This is a genomic window from Actinacidiphila glaucinigra, assembly GCF_900188405.1.
Lineage (GTDB): Bacteria > Actinomycetota > Actinomycetes > Streptomycetales > Streptomycetaceae > Actinacidiphila > Actinacidiphila glaucinigra.
Genome location: NZ_FZOF01000012.1, coordinates 192,127 through 214,546, shown reverse-complemented (window position 1 = coordinate 214,546; position 22,420 = coordinate 192,127). Strand labels below are relative to the sequence as shown.

The 22,420-nt window shown below is 71.9% G+C and carries 19 protein-coding genes; 3 read left to right on the top strand and 16 right to left on the bottom strand.

What is annotated here, in order from left to right:
• A partial coding sequence (locus CHF15_RS24155; protein ID WP_143681629.1) for a DNA-directed RNA polymerase subunit alpha occupies positions 1-492 on the bottom strand: 492 nt, incomplete at its 3' end.
• 208 nt (positions 493-700) lie between these two features.
• Between CHF15_RS24155 and CHF15_RS24150 the strand changes: the two genes are divergently transcribed.
• Entirely contained in the window at positions 701-922 is a 222-nt protein-coding gene (locus CHF15_RS24150) for a hypothetical protein (protein WP_089225952.1), read from the top strand.
• Positions 923-1,338: 416 nt separating this feature from the next.
• On the opposite strand, the gene CHF15_RS24145 is transcribed toward CHF15_RS24150, so the two are convergent.
• The 15 genes from CHF15_RS24145 to CHF15_RS24075 form a co-directional block, all read right to left on the bottom strand.
• Positions 1,339-1,926: a flavoprotein gene (locus tag CHF15_RS24145; protein WP_089225951.1), complete on the bottom strand. Its 588-nt coding sequence runs from the start codon at positions 1,924-1,926 to the stop codon at positions 1,339-1,341.
• A 9-nt stretch (positions 1,927-1,935) separates the two neighbouring features.
• Positions 1,936-2,700: a phosphate ABC transporter ATP-binding protein gene (locus tag CHF15_RS24140; RefSeq protein ID WP_245939010.1), complete on the bottom strand. Its 765-nt coding sequence runs from the start codon at positions 2,698-2,700 to the stop codon at positions 1,936-1,938.
• Between the two features lie 70 nt (positions 2,701-2,770).
• Positions 2,771-3,748, bottom strand: coding sequence for a sortase domain-containing protein (locus tag CHF15_RS24135; RefSeq protein ID WP_089225949.1), 978 nt, complete (start codon positions 3,746-3,748; stop codon positions 2,771-2,773).
• Positions 3,745-5,052 carry an Ig-like domain-containing protein gene (locus CHF15_RS24130; RefSeq protein ID WP_089225948.1) on the bottom strand — a complete coding sequence of 436 codons (1,308 nt, stop codon included), beginning with the start codon at positions 5,050-5,052 and terminating at the stop codon, positions 3,745-3,747. The genes CHF15_RS24135 and CHF15_RS24130 overlap by 4 nt, the downstream gene beginning before the upstream one ends.
• Before the next feature lie 18 nt (positions 5,053-5,070).
• On the bottom strand, positions 5,071-5,934 hold the full coding sequence (locus CHF15_RS43970; RefSeq protein ID WP_107418561.1) for a hypothetical protein: 864 nt from the start codon (positions 5,932-5,934) through the stop codon (positions 5,071-5,073).
• 44 nt (positions 5,935-5,978) lie between these two features.
• Positions 5,979-7,847, bottom strand: coding sequence for a hypothetical protein (locus CHF15_RS24125; RefSeq protein WP_089225947.1), 1,869 nt, complete (start codon positions 7,845-7,847; stop codon positions 5,979-5,981).
• Between the two features lie 160 nt (positions 7,848-8,007).
• Positions 8,008-9,582 (bottom strand): Ig-like domain-containing protein, encoded by a 1,575-nt coding sequence (locus CHF15_RS24120; RefSeq protein WP_220093321.1) that lies wholly within the window; start codon positions 9,580-9,582, stop codon positions 8,008-8,010.
• Between the two features lie 56 nt (positions 9,583-9,638).
• Positions 9,639-10,628: a hypothetical protein gene (locus tag CHF15_RS24115; protein WP_220093320.1), complete on the bottom strand. Its 990-nt coding sequence runs from the start codon at positions 10,626-10,628 to the stop codon at positions 9,639-9,641.
• Between the two features lie 101 nt (positions 10,629-10,729).
• The gene (locus tag CHF15_RS24110) at positions 10,730-13,222 is read right to left on the bottom strand and encodes a hypothetical protein (RefSeq protein ID WP_143681628.1); all 2,493 of its coding nucleotides are present in this window, start codon (positions 13,220-13,222) and stop codon (positions 10,730-10,732) included.
• The gene (locus CHF15_RS24105) at positions 13,219-14,928 is read right to left on the bottom strand and encodes a phosphate ABC transporter substrate-binding protein PstS (RefSeq protein ID WP_089225972.1); all 1,710 of its coding nucleotides are present in this window, start codon (positions 14,926-14,928) and stop codon (positions 13,219-13,221) included. The genes CHF15_RS24110 and CHF15_RS24105 overlap by 4 nt, the downstream gene beginning before the upstream one ends.
• A gap of 56 nt (positions 14,929-14,984) precedes the next feature.
• Positions 14,985-16,199 carry a phosphate ABC transporter permease PstA gene (gene pstA, locus CHF15_RS24100; protein WP_220093319.1) on the bottom strand — a complete coding sequence of 405 codons (1,215 nt, stop codon included), beginning with the start codon at positions 16,197-16,199 and terminating at the stop codon, positions 14,985-14,987.
• Position 16,200: 1 nt separating this feature from the next.
• Positions 16,201-17,229 carry a phosphate ABC transporter permease subunit PstC gene (gene pstC / locus CHF15_RS24095; protein WP_089225945.1) on the bottom strand — a complete coding sequence of 343 codons (1,029 nt, stop codon included), beginning with the start codon at positions 17,227-17,229 and terminating at the stop codon, positions 16,201-16,203.
• On the bottom strand, positions 17,226-17,663 hold the full coding sequence (locus tag CHF15_RS24090; RefSeq protein WP_089225944.1) for a hypothetical protein: 438 nt from the start codon (positions 17,661-17,663) through the stop codon (positions 17,226-17,228). The genes pstC and CHF15_RS24090 overlap by 4 nt, the downstream gene beginning before the upstream one ends.
• Before the next feature lie 828 nt (positions 17,664-18,491).
• Positions 18,492-19,007, bottom strand: coding sequence for an FxLYD domain-containing protein (locus CHF15_RS44465; RefSeq protein ID WP_143681627.1), 516 nt, complete (start codon positions 19,005-19,007; stop codon positions 18,492-18,494).
• A 246-nt stretch (positions 19,008-19,253) separates the two neighbouring features.
• On the bottom strand, positions 19,254-21,275 hold the full coding sequence (locus CHF15_RS24075) for a M3 family metallopeptidase (protein ID WP_089225941.1): 2,022 nt from the start codon (positions 21,273-21,275) through the stop codon (positions 19,254-19,256).
• 59 nt (positions 21,276-21,334) lie between these two features.
• On the opposite strand from CHF15_RS24075, the gene CHF15_RS24070 reads away from it, so the two are divergent.
• Both CHF15_RS24070 and CHF15_RS24065 read left to right on the top strand, forming a co-directional pair.
• Positions 21,335-22,012 (top strand): TetR/AcrR family transcriptional regulator, encoded by a 678-nt coding sequence (locus CHF15_RS24070; RefSeq protein WP_089225940.1) that lies wholly within the window; start codon positions 21,335-21,337, stop codon positions 22,010-22,012.
• A 196-nt stretch (positions 22,013-22,208) separates the two neighbouring features.
• Positions 22,209-22,412, top strand: coding sequence for a MarR family transcriptional regulator (locus CHF15_RS24065; RefSeq protein WP_089225939.1), 204 nt, complete (start codon positions 22,209-22,211; stop codon positions 22,410-22,412).
• Positions 22,413-22,420 lie beyond the last annotated feature (8 nt).

Below are 22,420 nucleotides of genomic sequence, written 5' to 3'. Positions count from 1 at the left end.
GACCGGGATACGGCCGATCTCCTGCCCCTGCTGCTTGTTCTGCACGGCCGAGACGTAGCCGCGACCGCGCTCGACGGTCAGCTCCATCTCCAGCTTGCCCTTGCCGTTCAGGGTGGCCAGCACCAGATCGGGGTTGTGCACCTCGACACCGGCCGGGGGCGCGATGTCGGCGGCGGTGACCACACCCGGACCCTGCTTGCGCAGGTACATCACGACCGGCTCGTCGTGCTCCGAGGAGACGACCAGGGACTTGATGTTCAGGATGAGGTCGGTGACGTCCTCCTTGACGCCCGGCACGGTCGTGAACTCGTGCAGGACACCGTCGATCCGGACCGAGGTGACAGCGGCACCCGGAATCGAGGAGAGGAGCGTGCGGCGGAGCGAATTGCCGAGGGTGTAGCCGAAGCCCGGCTCCAGCGGCTCGATCACGAACCGGGAACGGAACTCGTCGACGACCTCTTCGGTCAGTGACGGACGCTGTGCAATCAGCACGGGGTATGGCCTCCAGTGTTTGGCGCCCGCTATGTGACGCCGTAGACACAATGAAGGGTACGGGCCGTTCCGCCTCCTTCGCGGCTGACCCGCCCGTCTGCCCGCCGGCGGGCAGGCCAGGCACCTGTCGGACTGAAGTCCGACGATCAGCTGCTCCCGTCCCGGGGAGTCGGCCACCCGGCCATTTCATGGGTGCATACTGGGGACGATGACAAAGCCTGCTGCACCGAAGCGTCACTTGCCTACCAGCCCCTTCAAGGCCCCGGCCACGCCGGCTCCCAAGCACTTCGCCGTCGGTGACCAGGTCACACACGACATCTACGGTCTCGGCCGGGTGATCGGCGTCGACGACGGAGTCGCGGCGCTCGTCGATTTCGGCTCGGCCCAAGTGCGGATCCCGAGTCCGTACGCCAAGATGACCAAGCTGTAGGACCGCTGTGCCGGGTCACGGCACGCCAGGCCCCTCCAGGGACCTGTAACGAAAGGGAAACCTCTCATCGACCAGACGTCACTGTTCTCCGCCCCGGACGGGCAGCCCCGCTTTGCGACCGCGGCGTCGCCGCCTCCGGCGACGAACCCCTTCCAGGCCCCGGACTTCGGGGAGGACGAGACCGTCCTGCTCGAGGACGTCCAGGACCCCGCTTAGGCGTCGCTTCGGCGGTGGGCGGCCTGCGGCCGAGGGCGAGCCGCCTCCCGCGGGCGCGCGGGTCCCGATACCCCTGACAGGGGCCGACGGCACGCGGGCCGGCAGGTCTGCCGGCACCGCACCCGTGCCTTCTCACCGCGGGGGCCATGCCGTGCGCCGTGCCCCGGCCTACGCCCCTGCCATCAGGCGCGGGCATCCCCTCATCGCGTGAGGCGGTCCACCGCGTCCAGGACATGAGCCCAGGGAAGGCCGCGTCCGTCGGACTCCTCGCCCGGTTCCGGCAGGGGCCGCGCGTCCGGGTCGTGGAGGACGTGGACGCCTGCCTCGCGGAGGGTGGCCAGATGGCGGGGCCATGCGGGGTGCCGGGTGTGGGCCGCGGTGACGGCCGGGACGGCCACGAGGGGCACGTGCGGGGTGCCGAGGACCTCGGCGAGCAGCGTCAGGGCCTGGTTGTCGGCGATGCCGAGGGCGAGCTTGGCCAGGGTGTTGGCGCCCGCCGGGGCCAGCACGCAGCAGTCCGCGGCCGGATGGGGCCGCGGCTCGCCGGGGAGCCGCGACCGGTCGCGTACGGGCAGGCCCGTCACATCGCGCAGCCGCCCGATCTCGTCCCGTTCCCGCAGCCAGCGTGCGGCGGTCGGGGTGAGCGTGACGGCGACGCGCCAGCCGCGGGCGATCGCGGGCAGGACGAGGCCCTCGCGCAGGGTCTCGACGCCGTCGGCGGCCGAGCCGACGACGGCGAGGACCCCGCGGACCGGCCGCGGCTGCGAGAGGGACGTGTGAGAAGCCATGGCCACCCCTTACCCGAACCGGCCCTCCACGTAGTCGGCCGTCCGGGGATCGGTCGGGTTGCCGAACATGGCGGTGGTGGGGCCGTGCTCCACGATGCCGCCGGGGGTGCCCTGTTCCGCGAGGAAGAAGGCGCACTGGTCCGAGACGCGGGCGGCCTGCTGCATGTTGTGGGTGACGATCACGATCGTCACCTCGTGGGCGAGTTCGCGGATCGTCTCCTCGATGCGCCGGGTCGAGGTGGGGTCCAGCGCCGAGCAGGGCTCGTCCATGAGCAGCACCTTGGGCCGTACGGCCAGCGAACGGGCGATGCACAGGCGTTGCTGCTGGCCTCCGGAGAGGGCGCCGCCGGGCTGGCGCAGCCGCGCCCGGACCTCCTTCCAGAGGCCGGCCTTGGTCAGGCACTCCTCGACGAGGGCGTCCTTCGAGGACTCGCGGACCCGCTGCCCGGTGAGCTTGAGTCCCGCAGTGACGTTGTCGTAGATCGACATCGCCGGGAAGGGGTTGGGCTTCTGGAAGACCATGCCGATGCGGCGCCGGGCCTCGGTCAGGCGGCGCCCGCGGGCGTAGATGTCCTCGCCGTCGAGCAGGACCTCGCCCGCCAGGGAGGCGGACGGCACGAGTTCGTGCATCCGGTTCAGGGTCCGCAGGAAGGTGGACTTGCCGCAGCCCGAGGGCCCGATGAGGGCGGTGACCTGCCCGGCGGGCATGGTCAGGGAGACCCGCTCGAGCACCTTGTGGTCGCCGAACCAGCACGAGATGCGGCGGGCTTCCAGGGTGGCGCCGGTGCCGGCGTCCTCCGTGATCGGCGGGAGCGGGATGGTGGTCTCGGTCACGAACGGGTCCTCACATCAGGTTGGGCAGGAGCATGGCCGCGTGGTCCGCGACGAGGAGGCCGAGCAGGCCGAGCACGGGGACGCCGACGACCCAGGCGTGCCGCCGTCCCCAGCGGGCGTGCGCCCAGGCGAGCCCGGCGGCGGCGAGGAGCAGGCCCTGGCCCCACAGGACGACGGGCAGCCAGGCGGACTCCTGGACGGCCATCGCGCCCTCCTCCGGGGGCAGCGCGCCCGCGGGAACGGAGGGGGCGGAGGCGGGCTGGACGTCGGACATCAGGTCGGCGTCCACCCGCAGGATGCCGCGCGGCATGAAGGCGGTGCCCTCCGCGGTGATCAGCGTCAGGCGCCCCTTGCCGGCCGCGGGCGGCGCGGGCTGGGGGTCACCGGCGCTGCGCACCGCGACGACGCGGTAGCGGTGCACGCCCTGGCCGGTGGTCACGGTGAACTGCTCGCCCGGGTGGAGGCCGCCGAGGTGCCGGAAGGGGCCCCCGTAGGTGGCCTGGCGCCCCATGATGACGCTGACGCCGGCCTGGCCGGGCAGCGGGGTGTCGCGGCGGTGGCCCGGGCCCCGGGCCAGGACCTCCGAGGTGCTGCCCTCGCCGACGACCTCGCGCAGCCCGAGCCCCGGGACGGAGAGCACCGCCACGGGGGTGCCGGAGACCAGCGGCTTGATGCCGTCGCCGGACCCGCCCACGGGCGCCACCCCGTTGGCGAGGTCGCCGCGCAGGCTCGCGTAGTCCACCTGCTGGTCGCGGGCGTGGCGGACCTGGCCGAGCAGGCCCACGTCCACGACGAAGCCGAGCAGCAGGGCCGCCAGGATGCTCAGGGCCGCCCCGGCGACCCGCAGGCCGGGGCCGGCCGGACGCGCGGTGCGCGTCCGGCCGGCCGCCGGCCCCGGCGGCGGGGTGGGGTCCGCCGGCCCGTTCCCCGAGGGGGCGGGCCGGACGGGGCCGGGGGCCACCCGGACCGGCGTGCCGAGTGGGGTCATCCGACCTTCACCGACTTGGAGGTGGCGCCGCCGTTGGTGTAGGCGGACCGCTTCGCGGTGATCCTGAGCGCGACGCGGTGCCCGCGGTCGGCCTTGGTGAGCGTGTACGTGGAGTGCGTGGCGCCGCGGATCACCTTGCCGTCGCGCCGCCACTCGTAGCCGTAGGACGTGGCGGAGGGGCTCCAGCTGCCGGCCTTGGCGGTGAGCCGCTTGCCGACCTTGGCGGTGCCGCTGATGGTCGGCAGCTTGGTGTTCTTCAGCGCCGGGCCGACGCCCACGGTCACCGCGGGGCTGGTCGCCGCGGTGCTGCCGGTGCTGTTCTTCGCGGTGACCCGGCAGGACACCTTGTGCTTGTAGTCGGTCGAGGTCAGACCCCGGGTCTTGGCGGTGGCGCCGCTGACGACCTTGTTGTCGCGCAGCCAGGCGTACGCGTAGGAGGTCGCCCCGCTGAACGTGGCGGAGCAGGTCACCTTCGAGGCGACCTTGACGGTGCCGGTCACCTTCGCGGCCGTGACGACCACCGGGGGCTTGACCTTGACGGTGTACGGCAGGGCCGCCGAGGCCGACGGCTTGTACGCCGCCGCGTCGGCCGGGGTGAACGCCGCGGTCAGCGCGTGGGTGCCGACGCCCAGGGCGGTGGTGGTCAGCGAGGCCGTGCCGTTCGACACCGTGACCGGGGAGCCGATCGCGGTCGCGCCGTCCAGGAAGCGGACCGAGCCGCCGGCCGCCGCCGGAGCCACCGTCGCGGTGAGCTTCACCGCGGTGCCCTGGACCACCGGGCTCGCCGGGGTGGCGGCGAGGGTGGTCGTGGTGGCGGCCTGGGTGGGGGGCGGGGTGCTCTGGTAGGCGGTGTTGGAGGTGAACCAGATGGCGGTGGTGAAGTCGCCGTAGGTGTCCGCCCCGAAGGCCTTGCGGCAGGTCAGGGTGAAGTCGTAACGGCCCTTCAGCTCGTCGAAGCCGGCGTCCTTGGCGTAGTCCCGCATCGTCTGCATCAGGGGGACGGAGAAGCCGCCCCCGGGCGCCGCCGGGTAGATGGCGATGTCCGAGTTGCCCACCACGTTCTGGCCCTCGGCCGGGAAGCCCGCGCCCCTGACCTTGACGATGAGGTTGGTCGCCTCCTCTGGGCACGGCGCCGAGGTGGTCATCGATATCCCGGAGAGGTCCGTGCCGGTGGCCGGGGCGACCTCCATGGAGCCGATGACCTCGGCCCTGGCCGTCCCGGCGGCGGCGACGGCGATGCCGCCCGCGGCGATCGCCGAGGCGAGGACGAACGACAGTCGCCGGCGCATGGTCGTGATCTTCATTGGTCGTCTCCCGCCGTCTCAGTCGTTCGGGGTGTCGGCGAAGGACAGCAGACCGCGGCGGCGGGCCTGGCGGACGGCGACGGTGCCGCCGGCGACCAGGGCGGCCGCCACCGCGGCGAGCCAGCCGGCGTCGGCACCGGTGGCCGCCAGCGAGCCGCCGTCGTCGCCCGAGGCACCGCCGTCGACCTCGGTGGAGATGCCCTCCGAGCCGCCGTCGGTCGTGTCGCCACCGGTCGTGTCGCCGCCGGTGGTGTCGGTGGGCTCACCGGTGTCCGTGGGCTCACCAGTGTCGGTGGGCTCACTGGTGTCCGTGGGCTCGCCGGTGTCGGTCGGGTCCGACGTCGGAGTGGGGGTGCCGCTCGGCGTGGTGGTGTTCGTCGGGGTGGGCGTCGGGGTGCCGGCCGCGGGGTCGGTGTCCTGGTAGGTGGTGTTGGTGGTGAACCAGACCGAGCCCTTGAAGTCGCCGTACGTGGTCTCGCCGAACGCCAAGCGGCAGGTGACCGTGAACTCGTAGCGGCCCTCGAGCTCGTCGAAGCCCGCGTCCTTGGCGTAGTCGCGCATGGTCTGCGTCAGCGGAACGCGGAAGCCGCCCTCGGTCTCGGCGTAGATCTCCTTGGACGCGTTGCCGACGAGGTTCATGCCCTCCTCGGGGAAGCCCGAACCGGTGACGGACACGATGACGTGGGTCGCCTCGGCAGGGCACATGGCCGAGGTGGTGAAGTCCATCCCGCTGGTGTCCGTGCCGGTGGCCGGGTTCATCTTCAGCGTGCCGATGGTGTCCGCGTGCGCGGAGGTCGCGGCCATGATGCCCACCGCCCCTCCGGCCAGGACGAGCGAGCCGAGCGCGGCCGCGGTCGAGCGGTGCAGGCGTGTGAACGACACTGTCTTTCTCCTCATTGCTTGTGATGGACGTGGGTGACGGGTGCTCAGCCGGACGTGCCCGCTCGCGCGGCACGCCCCCTGCGCCCCCGCACCCACTGGGCGGCTCCCGTCAGGAGCACCAGGAAGGCGACCGCGAAGCCGCCGAGCGACCAGGCCGCGAGGGAGCCGTACGCGTCGCCGGCCGGGTCGGCCGAGGCGGCGTTCACGACCCCGGTGACTCCGCCCTGGCCGGGCGCGCCGGAGGGCACGGTGCCCTCGCCGCCGGCCGGGGCCGACGGGCCGGACCCGTCAGGAGTGGACGGCTGCCCCTGCCCCGCCGTGCCGCCCGGCTGGGCGGAGGATCCGGCCGCGGGCTTCTCGGGGGTGGCCCGGGTGCCGTCCGTGTAGGAGGTCCTGGAGGTGAAGCGGAGCGAACCGCTGAAGTCCCGCAGGCTCTTGAGGCCGAAGGGGGCCTCAAGGCAGCTGACGGTGAAGGTGTAGGTGCCGCGCAGGGTGCTGAAGCCGGCGTCGAGGGCGTAGTCCTGCATCGTGTAGGTCAGCGGGATCACCCGTCCGCCGCCCGGTGCCGCCGGGTAGGTGCCGATCTCGGAGTTGCCGACGACGACCTTGCCGTCACGGGGGAATCCGGCGCCCTTGACCCAGGCGATGACGTTCCGCGTCCCGTCGGGACAGGGCCCGGCGGCGGTCAGGGTGATGGGCTCGGTGGCACTGCCGTGCTGCGGCGCGACGGTGAGGCCGCCGGGCGCCGCGGCGTGGGCGGCGGGAGCGGCCGCCCACAGCGAGAGGGCGGCCAGCACCATGGCGACGGGAGCGGAGGCGCGCGAGGCGGGGGCCGGCTTCTTCGGCGCGGTCGTGGCGGTGCGGGCGGCGCCCTGACGCGGTCCGCGGCGGTGGCGCCTGCGGCGGACCCACCACACGACGGCCACCGCGACGACCACCGCCAGGACGGCGAGCAGGGACCACGGCACCGCCCAGAAGCCCTGGGAACGCGTCAGGCTCGGCAGGTCGGGGATCGCGACGTCGCCGCGCACGGAGACCGCGTCGACCGAGACGGTGGTGGTGTCGCGCACCGTGGGCAGGACGCCGGTGGCCGTGACGCTGATCCTCAGCGCGTTGCCCGGGAGGATCTCGGCGAGGTCGCGCGAGCCCTTCACCGTGGCGATGCCGCCGAACGCGTCGTGGACGCGGACCGTCTGCTCGGCGGCCAGCCGGACGTTGCCGGTGTTGCGCACGGTGTAGGACACCGTGGCGGTGCCGGTCCCGAAGGGGTTGGCGGTGCCGTGGTAGTCGGTGCGCAGGTCCTCGACGGAGAGCAGCGGCCTGAGCTGGCCGGCCACCCGCAGGTACATCCGGGCGCCGACGCGCTGGTCGACCTGGACCCGGTCGCCCTTGGCGCCGGTGCGCATCGCGGACAGCGAGGCGACGATGCCGGCGGGGTGGTCGCCGGGGGTCACCGTGCGCGGCACGGTCAGCGTGAACGGGACGATGACGCGGGAACGGGCGGCCACGGTCACCCTGGACCTGCCGAGCTTGATCCAGGTGCCGCCGTCGCTGGACTTGGTGGCCCGCGGGAGCAGGTCGAAGCCGCCCTCCGCGGAGTTGATGGCGTCGGCGGCGTAGACGCTCAGCGTCAGGGGCTTGGCGCTGTAGTTCCAGATGGCGATGTGGTCCCGGATGACGGCACCCGGGGTCACGCCGTAGGAGTAGTTGGGCCGGCCGTCCGGCTTGTCGGCCGAGGACGGCTGGACGCCGAAGGTGGTGCGCCCGTTCGGGCCCGCGCCTGGTCGTGCGGAGGCCGTGTGGGAGGCGGCGGCCTGCGGGGCGGCGGCCGACGCCGTTTCGGCGGCCGGTAGTACGGCGAGGACGCAGGCGGCCAGGACGGCGGCGATACGGCGGGCTGATCGTGTGATCATGTCAGGTCGTCCGATCGGGCGCGGGTGGGACAAGGTGGTGCGGGGCGTACTTGCCGGGTCGTGCGGACGGGCCGGACCCGGGAACCGGGACGGGCATCGCTGCCCGTCCCGGCCCGGACCGGCCCCGGGGGCGTCAGCGCCCCTCAGGCCGTCCGCCGGCTCAGATGGCCGTCAGGGTGAGGGTCGCGGTGTAGGTGCCGGCCACGGTCGAGGTCGGCACGTTCAGAGCGAGGTCCGCACCCAGGTGCGCGGTACCAAGGCCGGTACCGGTGGCCAGGGAACGGGAGGACTTCAGACCGCCCTGGCCGGCGTCGCCGGAGGCGACACCCTGCGCCGCGGAGACCGCGGAGCCGGCGGTGACGGTCTGCGCCGGGGCGTGGTCGACCACGTTCGGCGTCCAGCCCAGGTTCTGGCCGTTGATGGCGTGCGTGCCGCCGTCGGAGAAGTCGGTCACCTGGCCGCTGACGCTCCAGCCGGGGTTGCCGGCGCGGGTGTCGGTGAGGGTGACGGTGTTGATGTCGCCCGCGGTGGTCAGCAGGTCGCCGTCGGCGTTCAGCACCGGCGACGGCAGCGTGACGTGCGGGTTGTCAACGCTGATGACCAGGGCGCCGGACTCGACGGTCGTGGTGATGTCCTGCGAGGCGGAGACGCCCGCGAAGTCACCGATCAGGTACGGGACCGCGCCGGAGTCGGAACCGGTGTAGGCCCCGCTGTTCGCCGGGACGAAGGCCGCGGAGAAGCTGTGCTCGCCCTTCGCCAGGCTGCTGGTGGTGAAGGAGGCCTGGCCGCCCGAGACGGGGACGGTGGCCAGCGTGGTGGTGGTGCCGCCCACGGTGTCCTGGAACTTCACGGAACCCGCCGCAGCGGCGGGGGTGACCGTGGCGTTCATGGTGACCGGGCTGAACTGCGGCGTGGTGGCGGACGGCGAGATGGCCAGCGAGGTCGTCGTCGCCGTCGCCTGCGGGGCGTTCACCTTGTACGCCACCGCGGAGGAGGCGGACGGGTTGTACGCGGCGCCGGTCGGGGCGAACTCGGCGGTCAGGTCGTGGTCGCCCGCGGCCAGGGCGTTCGTGGTGAGGACCGCGGTGCCGGCGGAGACGGCGACCGGGGAACCGAGCGCGGTGCCGTTGTCCTTGAACTGCACCTTGCCCTCGGCGGCCGCCGGGGTCACGTTGGCGGTCAGCGTCACGGTCTCGCCCTGGGTGACCGGGCTGGCCGGGGACACCGCGAGGGCGGTGGTGGTGTCGATCTTCACGCTCGGGTCGGTGTTCTGGTACGTCTCGTTGGACGTGAACCAGATCGAGCCGGTGAAGTCGCCGAAGTTCGAGGAGCCGAAGGCCAGCCGGCAGGTGACCTTGAAGGCGTACTCGCCCTTCAGCTCGTTGAAGCCGGCGTCCTTGGCGTAGTCGCGCATGGTCTGCGTCAGCGGGACGATCATCCCGCCGTCGCCGGAGATCGGGTAGATGTCCTTCGACGCGTTGCCGACGACGGTCTGGCCCTCGGCCGGGAAGCCCGAACCGGTCACGGACACGATGACGTTGGTCGCCTCGTCGGGACAGACGTCCGACGTGGTCAGCGCGATACCCGTGGTGTCGGTGCCGGTGGCCGGGCTGAAGGTCAGGCCGCCGATCTCGGCGGCGTGCGCGGCCGGGGCCGCGATCAGGCCCGCCGCGCAGGCGGCGACCAGGCTCGCGAGCCCGCCCGCCATGGCCCGCGAGAGCTTGTTCTTGAACACTGTCGTGCTCTCCCTTTTCGGAGTGTGCGAAAGTGACGGAAGCAACAGGGCGTGTATCAGGGGGTCTGCTTGCTGGTGTCGCCGCAGTTGGCGTTGGCCGCGAAGCCGTAGGTGTTGATCACGTCGGTCTTCTGGCAGATCAGCGAGTTCGAGCCGACGAAGACCGTGCTCCACGGCGCCGTGCCGACCTTGCTGGTCGGGATCACGTTGTAGACGTCGCGCTTGACACCGAAGTTGCTGTTCAGCACGGTCGGCGCGACGCCGTCGATGGTGCCGAGGACCGCCTTGCCGCGCAGGTCGGCGATGGTCTGCGTGGCCTGCGAGCTGTACTGGGCGATGGAGAACGGCACGATCGACTTGTCGTCGAGGATGCGGCCGTCGTGCTCCTGCACCGGGTTGCCGCCCTTGACGTCCTTGATGCAGGGGTAGACGCCGTTCTTCACGTCGGTGTCCGAGATGCCGACGGTGGACTCCCAGAAGCTGCGCGTGCCGGAGCCCGCCTGCGGGAGGTAGGCGGTCATGGTGAAGTTGGGGGCGGTGCCCACGTAGTCCTTGTTGCAGGTGTAGATCTGCTTGAGGTCGTTCAGCGTGAGCTTGCGCGGGATCTGGCTGGAGCCGGTGATCGCGTAGGTCACGCCGTCCACGGCGAACGGGACGTAGGTGAGGTCCGGGTCGACGGCGCCCAGGCTGAGGCTGGAGGAACGGGCGAAGTCGAGGCAGTTGTCATTCGCCTGCAGGGAGGCGACCAGCGCGTTGCGGCCGGCACCCGAGCCGTTCGGGCGGTCGATGGTGCAGGTCGTGCCGCTCTTGGTGGTGATCTTCGCCGAACCGGTGGCGTCGTAGGAGCCGATCACCTTCTGGCCGCCGATCGTGATCGACTGGGCCATGCCGTTCATGACGTCCTGGGTGGTGTCGGAACCCACACCGGACAGCTGGCGGAAGGCCGGGGCGCCGGAAGGGTCGGCGACGGCGACGCTGGCGCAGACGGTACCGGTGAGCAGACCGGCGACGCCGACGGCGGCCACCGCGAACTTGCGTATGTTCACTTGCGTTTACCTCTCGGATAGGCTTGCGCCGGGGTGGTGCCCGGCACGGTTGTTTCAGACAGTTCGTTGGCGCGGACCTGTCGTGGTCTCGGGTTCGGGCATCACCCCCTCGGCTCTCGACCGGCCGTGCCCTTGGCGCGCCAGGTCTGGATGCCTGCCGCGAGCCGCGGCGCCACCCTCGGCAGCAGGGGGCCGCAGACGGCCGCGACGAGCCCGGCGACCAGGGCGATCAGGAGGACGTAGCGCACGGCGCCCAGCACCCACTCGGGCGTACGGGACAACGGGCCCTCGGCGGCCACGGGGACCGGCGGCGACGTGGACGCCTGGGTGCTCGGCGAGGCCGACGGGGGCGGGGTGGAGGCCGGCGGCGGGACGACGGTCTGCCCGCCACCACCGCCCGTGCCGCCACCGCTGCCGTCGGAGGCCTCTTCCTCCTCCTCTTCGGGCGCGGAGGGGCCCGACCGGGAGGCGATGGCGTCGGCGGCCGACTCGGTCTGCTCGCGCAGCGACGCCGGAAGCGGGGCGTAGCCGTCCGGGAGGGTGCCGGAGGTCACTCCGGGCGCCTGGCCCTTGCCGACCGCGTACCGCAGCAGCGCGGCGTAGTCCCGGCCCTCCTGCTTGCTGAGCTTCTCGGGGACGGTGGCGGCGTAGCTGAGGAGCGTGAGCGGGTAGGCGCCCTTGGCCGCGGCCCTGGGATCGGCCACCATGACGCCGGCCACCCCGCTGGGCTTCATCGCCTTCTCTCCGGCCAGCAGGGACGCGTCGGTCGGGGCGACGAAGGCGCCGGAGGCGTTCTGCAGGCTCGCCGTCACCAGCCCGTACCGCAGTGCCGTGGCCGTGTCGGTCACGGCCAGGATCGCGCGCTTGCCCGCGGCCAGCGGCGGGTCCTTCTTGTAGGCCGGCGGCTTGGTGGTCGGGTCCCAGTTGCCGCGGGACAGGGTCTCGCCGCGGGCCACGGCCCGGGCGGCCGCGTGCAGGTCTGCGGCGTACGGGTGCTTGTCCTGGATGCACAGGGGCGGCTGGTTGGGGTGGTCCGGCAGCTCCGTGAACTCCTGGCAGTAGGGGTCGCTCTTCGGGAAGCTGCTCTGCGGCAGGTCCATGTCCTTGTAGTGCGGGTTGACCGTCATCCCGGAGAAGGACGGGTCGCCGTGGCTGCCCTCGTTGTCGGGGGTGCCGTCGAGGAACTCCCGGGCGGCGGGGTCCTTGTCGATCCACTCCCACAGCTGCCAGGTCGCGTCCGCCAGTGGCTGGGCCACGATGGCGTCGCCGAGGTAACCGGGAAAGACCAGGTCGGCGTACTTCGGGTTGTACTTGACGAACTCCGGGTCGTAACCGAGGTTGTACGGGTTCTTCGCGGTGCTCTCGGCGAAGCGGGAGTTCCCGTCCTGGTAGGACTCGGTGAGCAGCTTGGCCACCAGGCGCGGGGTGAGGTTGAGCGAGTCGAGGCGGCTGCCGTTGGCTTCCTGGACAGGGTCGGGCGCGTCGCTCTTCGCCCGGCTCTCGATGAAGAAGCCGATGGTCAGCCCGGACAGGGTCACCGGCGCGTAGACCGGCTTCTGGTCCGACGGCACCTGGTCGGCGGTCGCCGCCCGGTTGACGAAGATCATGCCGGGCTTGCCGGAGACCAGCTTGGCGCGGGCCGTGTCGTCGGTCACCTGGGCATAGCCGTAGATGGTCTTGCCGCCGGTCTGGCACAGCGTGGGCTGCCAGCGGCGGACGGCCTCGCCCACGATCTCCGTCCCCAGGGTGGGACGCTCGTCGGCCCCGATCGGGCAGAAGGTGCCGGTCCGCTCGAAGCGCAGGGGGACGACGATGCGCTGCTTCCAGTTGGTCGCCGAGAGCGGCGAGGACTGCAGCACGCCGTCCGTGTGGGACCGGTACGAGGTGCCGTCCACCTCCGTCTCGCCGCGGGGCACCACCACGAGCCAGCACGAGCGCGCGCTGGTCCGGCCCTTGGGCACCTCTCCGCAGCCGAGGCCGGGGGCCTCGCTCGCGGTCTGCACCTCGAAGTACACCTCGCCGGTGCCGTTGGGGCCCGTCCGGGCGTAGGGCACTTCGTTGGTGGTGTTCGAGTCGAAGTAGACGTTGGTGTTGCCCGTGTTCAGCCGCTCGCCCGTGACCGAGCGGAACGGCATGAACGACAGGGTGCTGTGCTCGGGGGGAGGCGGCAGCGTCTGCGCCGGGTCCTTGAGGTTCCCGTAACTGAGCTGACGGGTGTTGGTCCACGCGCCCGCGCCGCCACCGGTACCGCCGTCGGCCGAGCCGCCGAACTGGCACTGCTCGGGGCTCGGCCCCTTGGCGTCGTCCCCCCAGCACTGCATGATCTGGAGGTAGTCGGCGGGGTACTTGGTGTCGTCGGCGGTGGGCTTGCCGCCCTTCCAGGTGACCTTCACGACCTGGTTGACCAGGTTCCCCGTCTGGTCGACGGACACCTTCAGGTCGGCGAACTCCCCCGTGCCGGAGACGGTCACGGCGGAGCCGCTCGCCCCGGTGTCGGCCTGCGAGGAGACGACGGGCGCGGCCGCGCCGCTCAGCACCAGGACACAGGCGACGAGCGCCCGCAGTAGGGGCCGGCGCATGCGAGGGGCGATCACGACCGCCTCCGCTTCGCGTTGAGCACCGAAGTGAGCAGCGGCGGCGCCACGGTCAGCGTCAGCAGCAGCACCGCGGCGAGCACCATCAGGGCGCGGCGCGTGCCGCCGCCGATGCTGCTGGCGGTGGTGACGGGCTGGGAGTAGGCACCGCCGTCGACGGTGCCGGAGGCCGAGCCGTCGTTGGTGACCACCTGTCCGGTGTCAGGGTCGACCGAGGGCGAGGCGCTCGTGCCGCCGGCCGACGTCCCGCCGTCGTCCCCGCCGCCCGTGCCGCCGGTGGTACCGCCCGTACCGCCCTTGCCGCCGGTCGAGGTGTTGCCGGTGCCGTTGCCGGACCCGCCCCCGGAGGACGAACCGCCCGAACCCTTGCCGCCGGTCACCTGGGTCGGGGTCTTGTCGCCGCCGGTGCCGGTGGCGCACTGGGATGCGCCCTTCTTGTCACAGGTGGGCGGGTAGGGGGCGGATTTGGCCAAGGTGTTGGCGCCGCTGGCGGAGAAGGTCGGGTTGTGGCAATTCTTGATGTTCACGGACTCGACGTCGACACCCGGGATGCGGCGCACCTGCTGCAGACCGGCCTTCACGAGGTTGACCGGCAGCGGTGAGTAGCCCAGGTCGTCCACGTGCTGCTGCCCCTGGCAGAGGAAGTAGTACGCGAAGGCGCCGAGGGTCTTGCCCTTCTGCTTGCTGAAGTTCGCCTCCACCGCGGTCGGCACGATCATGTAGCTGTAGCTGGACAGCGGGTAGGTGCGCGGGTCGCTGTCGCGGTAGACGCCGGTGAGCTCCTGGGTCAGCGTCTTGGGGTTGATGTCGGCCTTGAGCAGACCCACCGCGACGTTCCGGGCCGTGGGCTCGGTGTAGTAGCCCGCCTTGTTCAGCACCTTCACCACCGGGAAGCCGGTGGTGTAGACGGCGTAGGAGTACTCGACGTAGGTGATGGTCCCGACGTTGCCCTTCTGGGCCACGTAGCCGGAGACGCCGTTGGAGCCGGCCTGGCCGACGAAGCCGCTGCCGGAGACCATCGGGTAGTTGGAGGTGGTACCGCAGGGTGTGCTGCGGCCGGCCTTGCGGCAGTAGGCGTCCCACAGTCCGGCGTGCTCGCTGGCCATCCAGGCCGAGAACTGCGCGGTGGTCCCGGAGCCGTCCGAGCGGACGACCGGAACGATCCTGCGGGCCGGCAGCGCCGCGGCCAGCGAGGGGTTGTCCGCCGCGATCGCCGGATCATTCCAGGTCTTGACGACCCCGGTGAAGATCTTGGTGATGACCTCGCCGGACAGCCGCAGGTTGGTCACCCGCCGGTTGCCGATGGTGAGGTTGTACATGAACGACGTGCCGCCGGCCACGATCGGCATGTAGGCGAACTTGCGGCTCGGGGCGCTGTCGACGACGCCGGAGTCCTTGACGCCGTAGGGGATCTCGGAGACGCCGTAGTCGACGGTGCCGTTGCGGAACTGGTTGCGGCCGTCGGAGGATCCGTTGCCGGTGTAGTTGACCGTCATGTTGTACTGCTTGACGTTGGCCCGCCACTGGTCCAGGGCGTTCTGGCTCCAGGTGGACCCGGCGCCCGAGATCGGGACGTACGTCGCTGCGGCCGCCTCCTCGGCGACGGGCAGCGAGGCGCCGAACAGCAACGCCGCCAGCATCAGGGCGAGGGCGGTCAGGACTCTGACGCGGGGACGTTCGGAGGGTGCCGGACGTGCTCCGGGCATGGCGGGTTGCTCCTGATCGGTGCGGGCGGTGCCCGGGGTACGGGCGGGGTGGGCGGTCACGACTCGGTCCCGGACGGGGCCGCGGGCTGCGGGAACCGCTGCGGGCGGCGTTCCATGCGCTCCACGTCCCGGCGGGAGGCCAGCACCCGGCGGTGCTGCCTGCCCCGGGAGAGCTCGCCGGGGCCCCGGCCGCCGATGACGCGGGCCAGCAGGAACAGCAGCAGCACCAGGAACATCAGCAGCGCGGCGCAGCCGAATCCCCGAGTGATCATGTTGGGTTGGGGCTGAGTGACGAGCTGGAAGGTGGCGAGCGGCAGCGAGGTCTGCGGTCCGCTCAGCGCGTTGGCGTTGACGCCGGCCGCGGCCCCCGAGGTGAGCAGCACCGGGGAGGTCTCCCCGATCCCTCGGGCGGTGCCGAGGATCACCGCGGTGGTCAGGCCGGAGCGGGAGGTGGGCAGCACCACCGTCCAGACGGTGCGCCACTGACCGGAGCCGAGCGCGTAGGAGGCCTCGCGCAGGGAGCCCGGCACCAGGCGGAGGACCACGTCTGCGGCGCGGATGATGATCGGCAGCATCATGACGCTCAGCGCGAGGCCGGCAGCGAAGCCGGACTTGTCGACGCCGATCATGAGGATGACGGTGGCGTAGATGAACAGGCCCGCCACGATGGACGGCAGTGCGGTCATCGCCTCCACGACGGTGCGCACGAAGCGGGCGTAGCCGCCGGGCACCTCGTTGAGGAAGACCGCGCACATCAGTCCCAGCGGCACGGTGATCGCCAGCGAGATGGAGATCTGCTCCAGCGTGCCGACCATCGCGTGCAGGACGCCGCCCTGGGTGAGCGGTGCCAGCGGGCCGGTGCTCGACATGTCCTGCGTGTAGAAGTTCCAGTGCCCCAGCGCCCGGTGGCCGCGCAGCAGGGCGTAGATGACCACGAAGCCCAGAGCCGCCAGGAGCAGGGCGGCGAGGCTCTGCCACACCACCGCCGTCACCCGGTCCCGTACCGCGACGCGGTTCTCGTCGAGGGAGATCAGCACCGCGTACAGGCCGATGAACAGGAGGTAGGCGACGACGACGAAGCCCAGCAGCGAGTCGAACGGGGCGATCCAGCCGAACAGCACGAACGTCAGGGCCACGGAACCGGCCAGGGCGCCGGCCACGGCCAGCCGGTCCTCCACCGTCACGGGCGAGGTGTTGCGGCGCACCTCTGGCCCCGCGTCCTCCTCGCGGGTGGGCATCGTCGTCCGCGGCGTCTTGAGGAGATCGGTCATTTCAGGCCTCCGCCCCCGCGCCCGAGCGGCTGCGCGCCACGATCGAGGAGGCGATGAAGTTGACGATGAGGGTCATGACGAAGAGCGTGAGACCTGCGGCCATCAGGGCCGACATGCCCAGTTCGCTCGCGGATCCGTAGCGCAGGGCGATCAGCGACGAGACGGAGATGGCGCCGTTCTGCAGGATGTGCGGCTGGATCTCGAACACCGGCGAGATGATCATGTAGACCGCGATGGTCTCGCCCAGCGCCCGGCCGAGGCCGAGCATCGTCCCGCCGATCACGCCGCCGAGCCCGAAGGGCAGGACGACGGAGCGGATCATGCCCCACCTGGTCGCGCCGAGCGCGTACGCGCCCTCGCGCTCGCCGGGCGGTGCCTGGGAGAACGCCTCCCGCATGACCGAGCAGGCGATCGGGGTCACCATCAGCGCGACGACCATGCCGGCGATGAAGGTGGAGGACGTGTAGACGGTCATGCTCGCGAGCGGGTCGTCCGGTTCCGCCCCCTCCACGCGGAAGAGCGGGATCCAGCCGAAGTACGTGGAGATCCAGCGGGAGAGCCCGACGACGTGCCCCTGGAGGAAGAACGCCCCCCACAGGCCGTAGACCACGCTCGGCACCGCCGCCATGAGGTCGACCAGGCTGACCAGGAACCGCTTCAGCCGCCGCGGGGCGTACTCGGAGATGTACAGCGCCGTGCCCAGCGCCAGCGGCAGGGCGAGGCTGATGGCGACCAGGCCGATCAGCACCGTTCCGGTGATCACCGCCGCGATGCCGAAGCGGTGGGAGTCGGGCTCCCAGGCGGAGGTGGTGAGGAACGAGAAGCCGGCGACGCTCAGCGCGCCCCAAGCGCGGTAGGTGAGGAAGAAGCCGACCAGCAGCATGATCGCAAGCACCGCGGCACCGCTGCCGCGGGCGACGAGGCGGAACGCGCGGTCCGCCGGCTCGGGGGACGAACGGATGTCGCGCGGTACGTCATCGGCGGCCGGGCCGGGCTCCGTGCCGGTGAGACCGGGAACGAAGGTGGTCATCGTGCCACCGCCCCGATACCGGAAACGGCGGACGCGGCGGGCATGGCGGTCGCGGCGGTCGCGGCCTGGACGGCGCTCACGGCGGTCGCCGCAGGTGCGGCCTGGACGGCGGTACCCCGCCGGGCCCGCCCGTCGCGGGGTTCCTCCGGTTCTCCTCGCGTAGACCGCGCGGGCGCCGAGGCGCGCAGGCCGCGCAGCCGCGGGCGCTGGGCCGTGCCCTCGGTCAACTCGGCGACCGGGACCGCGGCCAGGAAGCGACCGAGGTTCTGCTGGCACTCGCGCAGGCGGTGGTAGGTCCGCCCGGACACGGCGACGTCCCTGCCGGCGAGTTCGACGCGCCACGTCCAGGTGCCGCCCGCGTCGGCCATGGACAGCTGCGCGCGGATCTGACCGATGTGCTCGCGGAGCAGCAGCACGGCGGCCTGGCACTCCACGAGGGAGGCGTAGGTGACAGCGCTGCGGCCCAGTTCCCGGTTGTTGGCGCCGACCAGCCGCCAGCCGACCGCGGCGGCCGCCGCTGCGGGGCGGTCGTGACGGTCGCCCCGCTCGTCGCGGCCCCGCCGGTCCGGGCCGTCGGGTCTGGTTCCCCCGCCGGGTCTCGCCGCACGCGACGAGCCCTCCGAGGAGGACCCGGGATCCTCCGAATTCCCCGGTCGCGCGGGCGATGAGGCTTGTGGCAGGGACCTGCCACCCGCGTGAGCCGACATGTACAGAACGCGTGGCCGGACCATGGCGGCCGACCTCCCTCCCCTTCGCGCCGGTGCGCCTCAGGCCGAAAATGCGTCCTCAGGCGGCACTGACAGTCGCGGGCCATGAGGGGGCTGCGTTCAAGGAAGAGTGAAGGCCGAACGGAGAGAAGATGAACGAGACGTGCAGGTCCACGCAAGGTGATCGGGATCAGGGCATCGGTGACACTCCGCACCCGAAATGGGGTACATGGGGGATACACGCACACGTATCACCCGCGCCCGGCGCCCTCATACGACGGAACGGGCCGTCAGATGGACGGGACCCACCTCGTGGCACCGCATGCCCGTGACGCTTTTCCGCCATTTCGGATCGTCCTGGCGTGTGTCGGAGCCTTATGCGGAACCTTCACGGAATCCGACTACCGCCCGCACGGCGGCGGCCCGGGCGAGAAGCGGAAGGACCCCGCGGTCCCGTACCGCGGGGTCCGGAATACCGGCCGGTGTCACCGGCGCCGGAGGGGCGGCGGATCGCGCCGCGTTCACGCCCCGGCGGCCGGCAGGGCAGGCGAGGGGTCAACTCGCCTTGCGCAGCACCTCGATGACCTTGCAGTCGATGTCGCCGGAGGCGGGCTCGGATCCCTGGGCGCTCGTGTCGATCGCGTCCCCCGAGGCCAGACCCGTCGCGTTCGCCACGGCCTCGGCGATACGACCTCCGCCGGCGTCCACGAACGCGATGCGCACCTGGTAGTCGGAGGTCTCCGAACTGTGGTTGGTGATGGTCACCTCGGCACTGGGCCACTTGCTGAAGGCGGCGAGGGCGCACGAGGTGACCTTCGCGTCCCGCGGGGCCGACTTCTGGCCGCTGTCCCCCGCCGGGGACACGGAGGCCGGGGAGTCGTTCCCCGAACCGCTCTTGTCCTCACCGGTCTTGAGGGCGAAGGCGACGCTGCCGCCGATGATGACAACGATGGCGACGACCCCGATTCCGACTATCTTCCCGGCACCCTTTTTCTTCGGCGGCCGGCTCCAGTCCGGCTCCTGATGCGGTGGGTAGTGACCCGGTGGCGATGCGTGCGACGACTGAGACATGGTGAACCCCCTGAGGCTCGGATGTGAAGACACCGTGGCAGAGCTTCACCATGCGCGCAGAGACAAGAGCTGTCTGTAATGTGGCCGTGACCGATCCGGTATAGATCATTCCTGATAAGTCTGCGTCAGGGGTCCGATCGGGTTCCCGCGACCGGGGACTCGCCGACCAACGGCTCGGCGGGGAGCGGCCGTACGGCGGTACGGACGCCCCCCTCGGGCCGGAAGGTCCCCGGATCCCCGGAAAGGTCAGCCGGTCAGACCCCGGCGCGTCAGCAGCGGCTCGATGCGCGGCGCCCGGCCGCGGAAGCCCTCGAACGCGGCCATCGGGTCGACGCTGCCGCCGCGGGAGAGCAGTTCACGGCGGAAGGTGTCACCGTTCTCGCGCCGCATGCCGCCGTTCTCCTTGAACCACTCCACGGTGTCGGCGTCGAGCACCTCGCTCCAGATGTACGAGTAGTACCCGGCGCTGTAGCCGTGGGCGAAGATGTGCGCGAAGTAGGTGCTGCGATAGCGCGGCGGGATCGCGGGCAGCGCGAGCCCCGCCTCCTTCAGGGCGGCGGCCTCGAACTCCTCGGCGTCGCCCGGGTCGTGACCGGCCGGGATGGTGTGCCAGGCCCAGTCGAGGACGGCGGCCGCGAGGTACTCCACCGTGCGGAAGCCCTGGCCGAAGCGCTCCGCGGCCTCCATGCGGGTCACCAGTTCGGCGGGCACGGGCTCGCCGGTCTCGTGGTGGCGGGCGTAGTGGGCCAGCACCTCCGGCCAGGTCACCCACATCTCGTTGACCTGGGAGGGGTATTCGACGAAGTCGCGCGGGACGGCCGTACCGGAGAAGAAGGGGTGGCGGACCTCGGAGAACAGGCCGTGCAGCGCGTGGCCGAACTCGTGGAAGAGGGTGTTGACCTCGTCGTAGGTGAGCAGCGCGGGCTCGCCGGCGGCGGGCTTGGCGACGTTCAGGTTGTTGACCACCACGGGCTTGCGGCCGAAGAGCGCCGACTGGTCGACCAGGCTGTTCATCCAGGCGCCGCCGCGCTTGGAGGCGCGGGCGAAGAAGTCGCCGAGGTAGAGGCCGAGGGGCGAGCCGTCGGCGTTGGAGACCTCGAAGACCCGGACGTCGGGGTGGTAGCCGGCGAGGTCGGTGCGCTCGGTGAAGCCCAGCCCGTAGACCTGGCCGGCGGCGTGGAAGACGCCGTCCCGCAGGACCCGGTCCAGCTCGAAGTAGGGGCGCATGGCGGCGGTGTCGATGTCGTACTCCGCCTTGCGGACCTTCTCCGACCAGTAGGTCCAGTCCCAGGCCGCGAAGTCCTCCAGGCCGGAGGCGGCGGCCAGGGCGGCCGCCTCGCGCTCGGCGTTGGCGACCGCGGGCGGGACGAGGCGTGCGAGCAGGGAGGTCACGGCCTCGGGGGTGCCCGCGGTCTGGTCGGCGACGACGTACGCGGCGTGGTTCTCGTAGCCGAGCAGGGCGGCACGCTCGGCGCGCAGCCGGGCGAGCCTGACGGTGAGTTCGCGGTTGGAGGTCAGGCCGCGGCCGAGCGAGGCCGTCAGCAGGCGCTCGCGCAGGGCGCGGTCGTCGAGCGAGGCCAGCTCGGACTGGTTGGAGAAGTTCTTCAGGCTGAGGACGTACTTGCCGTCGTGGCCGAGGGCGGTGGCGTTGGCGGCCGCGGCGGCGACGGCGTCGGCGGAGAGCCCGGCCAGCTCGTCCGCGCCGTCGAGCACGAGGGCGGCGGCCTTGGTGTCGGCGAACAGGTTCTGCTCGAAGGCCGTGGAGGCCTCCGCGATCTCCGCGTTGAGCGCCCTGAGCCGCTCGCGGCCCTCCTCGGTGAGCTCGGCGCCCGCGCGGACGAAACGGGTGTGGTACCGCTCCAGCAGCCGCAGCGCCTCGGCGTCCAGGCCGAGTTCCGTCCGGGTCTCGTACAGCGCCTTGACGCGGGAGTAGAGGACGGGGTTCAGGTGGATGGCGTCGGCGTGGGCGGCGAGGGCGGGGTTGATCCGGGCCTCGATCTCCTGGATGCCCGGACCGGTGTCGGCGCTCGCGCGGTTGAAGAAGACCTTCGACACGCGGTCCAGCAGGTCTCCGGAGCGCTCCAGGGCGACGATCGTGTTCTCGAAGCCCGGCGGTTCGGGGTTCGCGGCGACGGCCTCGGTCTCGGCGAGCTGCTCGGCCATCCCCTGCTCGAAGGCGGGAAGGTAGTGCTCCTCGCGGATGTCCGCGAACGGCGGCAGCTCGTACGGCAGGGTGCTCGGGCTGAGGAAAGGGTTCGTCGAGGTCACGCCATCGACCTTACGCCCGGCGCCTGCCGCCCGGACGTGGCCTTCCCTAGGATGCCCGGATGGCAGCTACGCGTACGGACGGCCGGGTGGAGCGCGGCAACCAGACCCGCCGGCTGGTGCTGGACCGCACCATGGCGATCGCCTCGGCCGAGGGTCTGGAAGGGCTGTCCCTGGGCCGGCTGGCGACCGAGCTCGGGCTCAGCAAGAGCGGGGTGTTCGCCTTGTTCGGCTCCAAGGAGGAGTTGCAGCTCGCCACCGTACGGGCGGCCCGCGAGGTGTACATCCGGCAGGTGGTGGAACCGTCGCGGGAGCTGCCGGCGGGGCTGGCGCGGGTGTGGCGGCTGTGCGAGTCGTGGCTGGACTACTCGCGGCGGCGGGTGTTCCCGGGCGGCTGCTTCCTGTTCGCGGTGTCGGCGGAGTTCGACGCGCGCAGCGGGCCGGTGCACGACGCGGTCGCCCAGGCCCGGCTGGAGTGGACCACCTATGTCGAGATCACCCTCGAGAAGGCCCGGCGGGCTGGGCAGTTGCGTGCGGACGCCGACGTCCCGCTGCTGGCCTTCGAGCTGATCGCGCTGATGGACGCCGGCAACCTGCACTCCGTGCTCTTCGACGACGCCGGGGCCTACACCCGTGCGGGCACCGCCGTCCTCCACCGTCTCAGGGCCGCGGCGCACGGGGCCGCAGCGGGCGAGAGGGCGGTGGCGGTCTCCTCGCTGCCCGCCCGGTTCGAGGTCTGAGGCAGGGCACGGCCTTCCGCGCCCGGGCGGCTTCTCCGACAATCAGGGAGGCCGGTCATGCGCCCGCCACATTTGTCACCGTTACGCGGGCTTCGCGTCACAGATGATCAACAGCCCCTTCCGCCCCTGATCGCATGTCGTTGTCCCGGAAAGGCCGGCCACCCCCCGAGGCCGGCGCATGGGAGGTGCGTGGGAGATGACGGACCGGACCCTCTGGTCATACGCCGAGATCGCCGCTCACATCCGGGTGCAGGTCGACACCGTGCGCTCGTACCGCAAGCACGGGCACCTGCCGCCCCCCGACGTCGTGGAGGGCGGCAAGCCGTTCTGGTACGCCGACACCGTCCGTCTGTGGAGTTCCCGGCGCCCGGGGAACCGCGGGCGCCGGGAGTTCGGCTGACGTCGGCC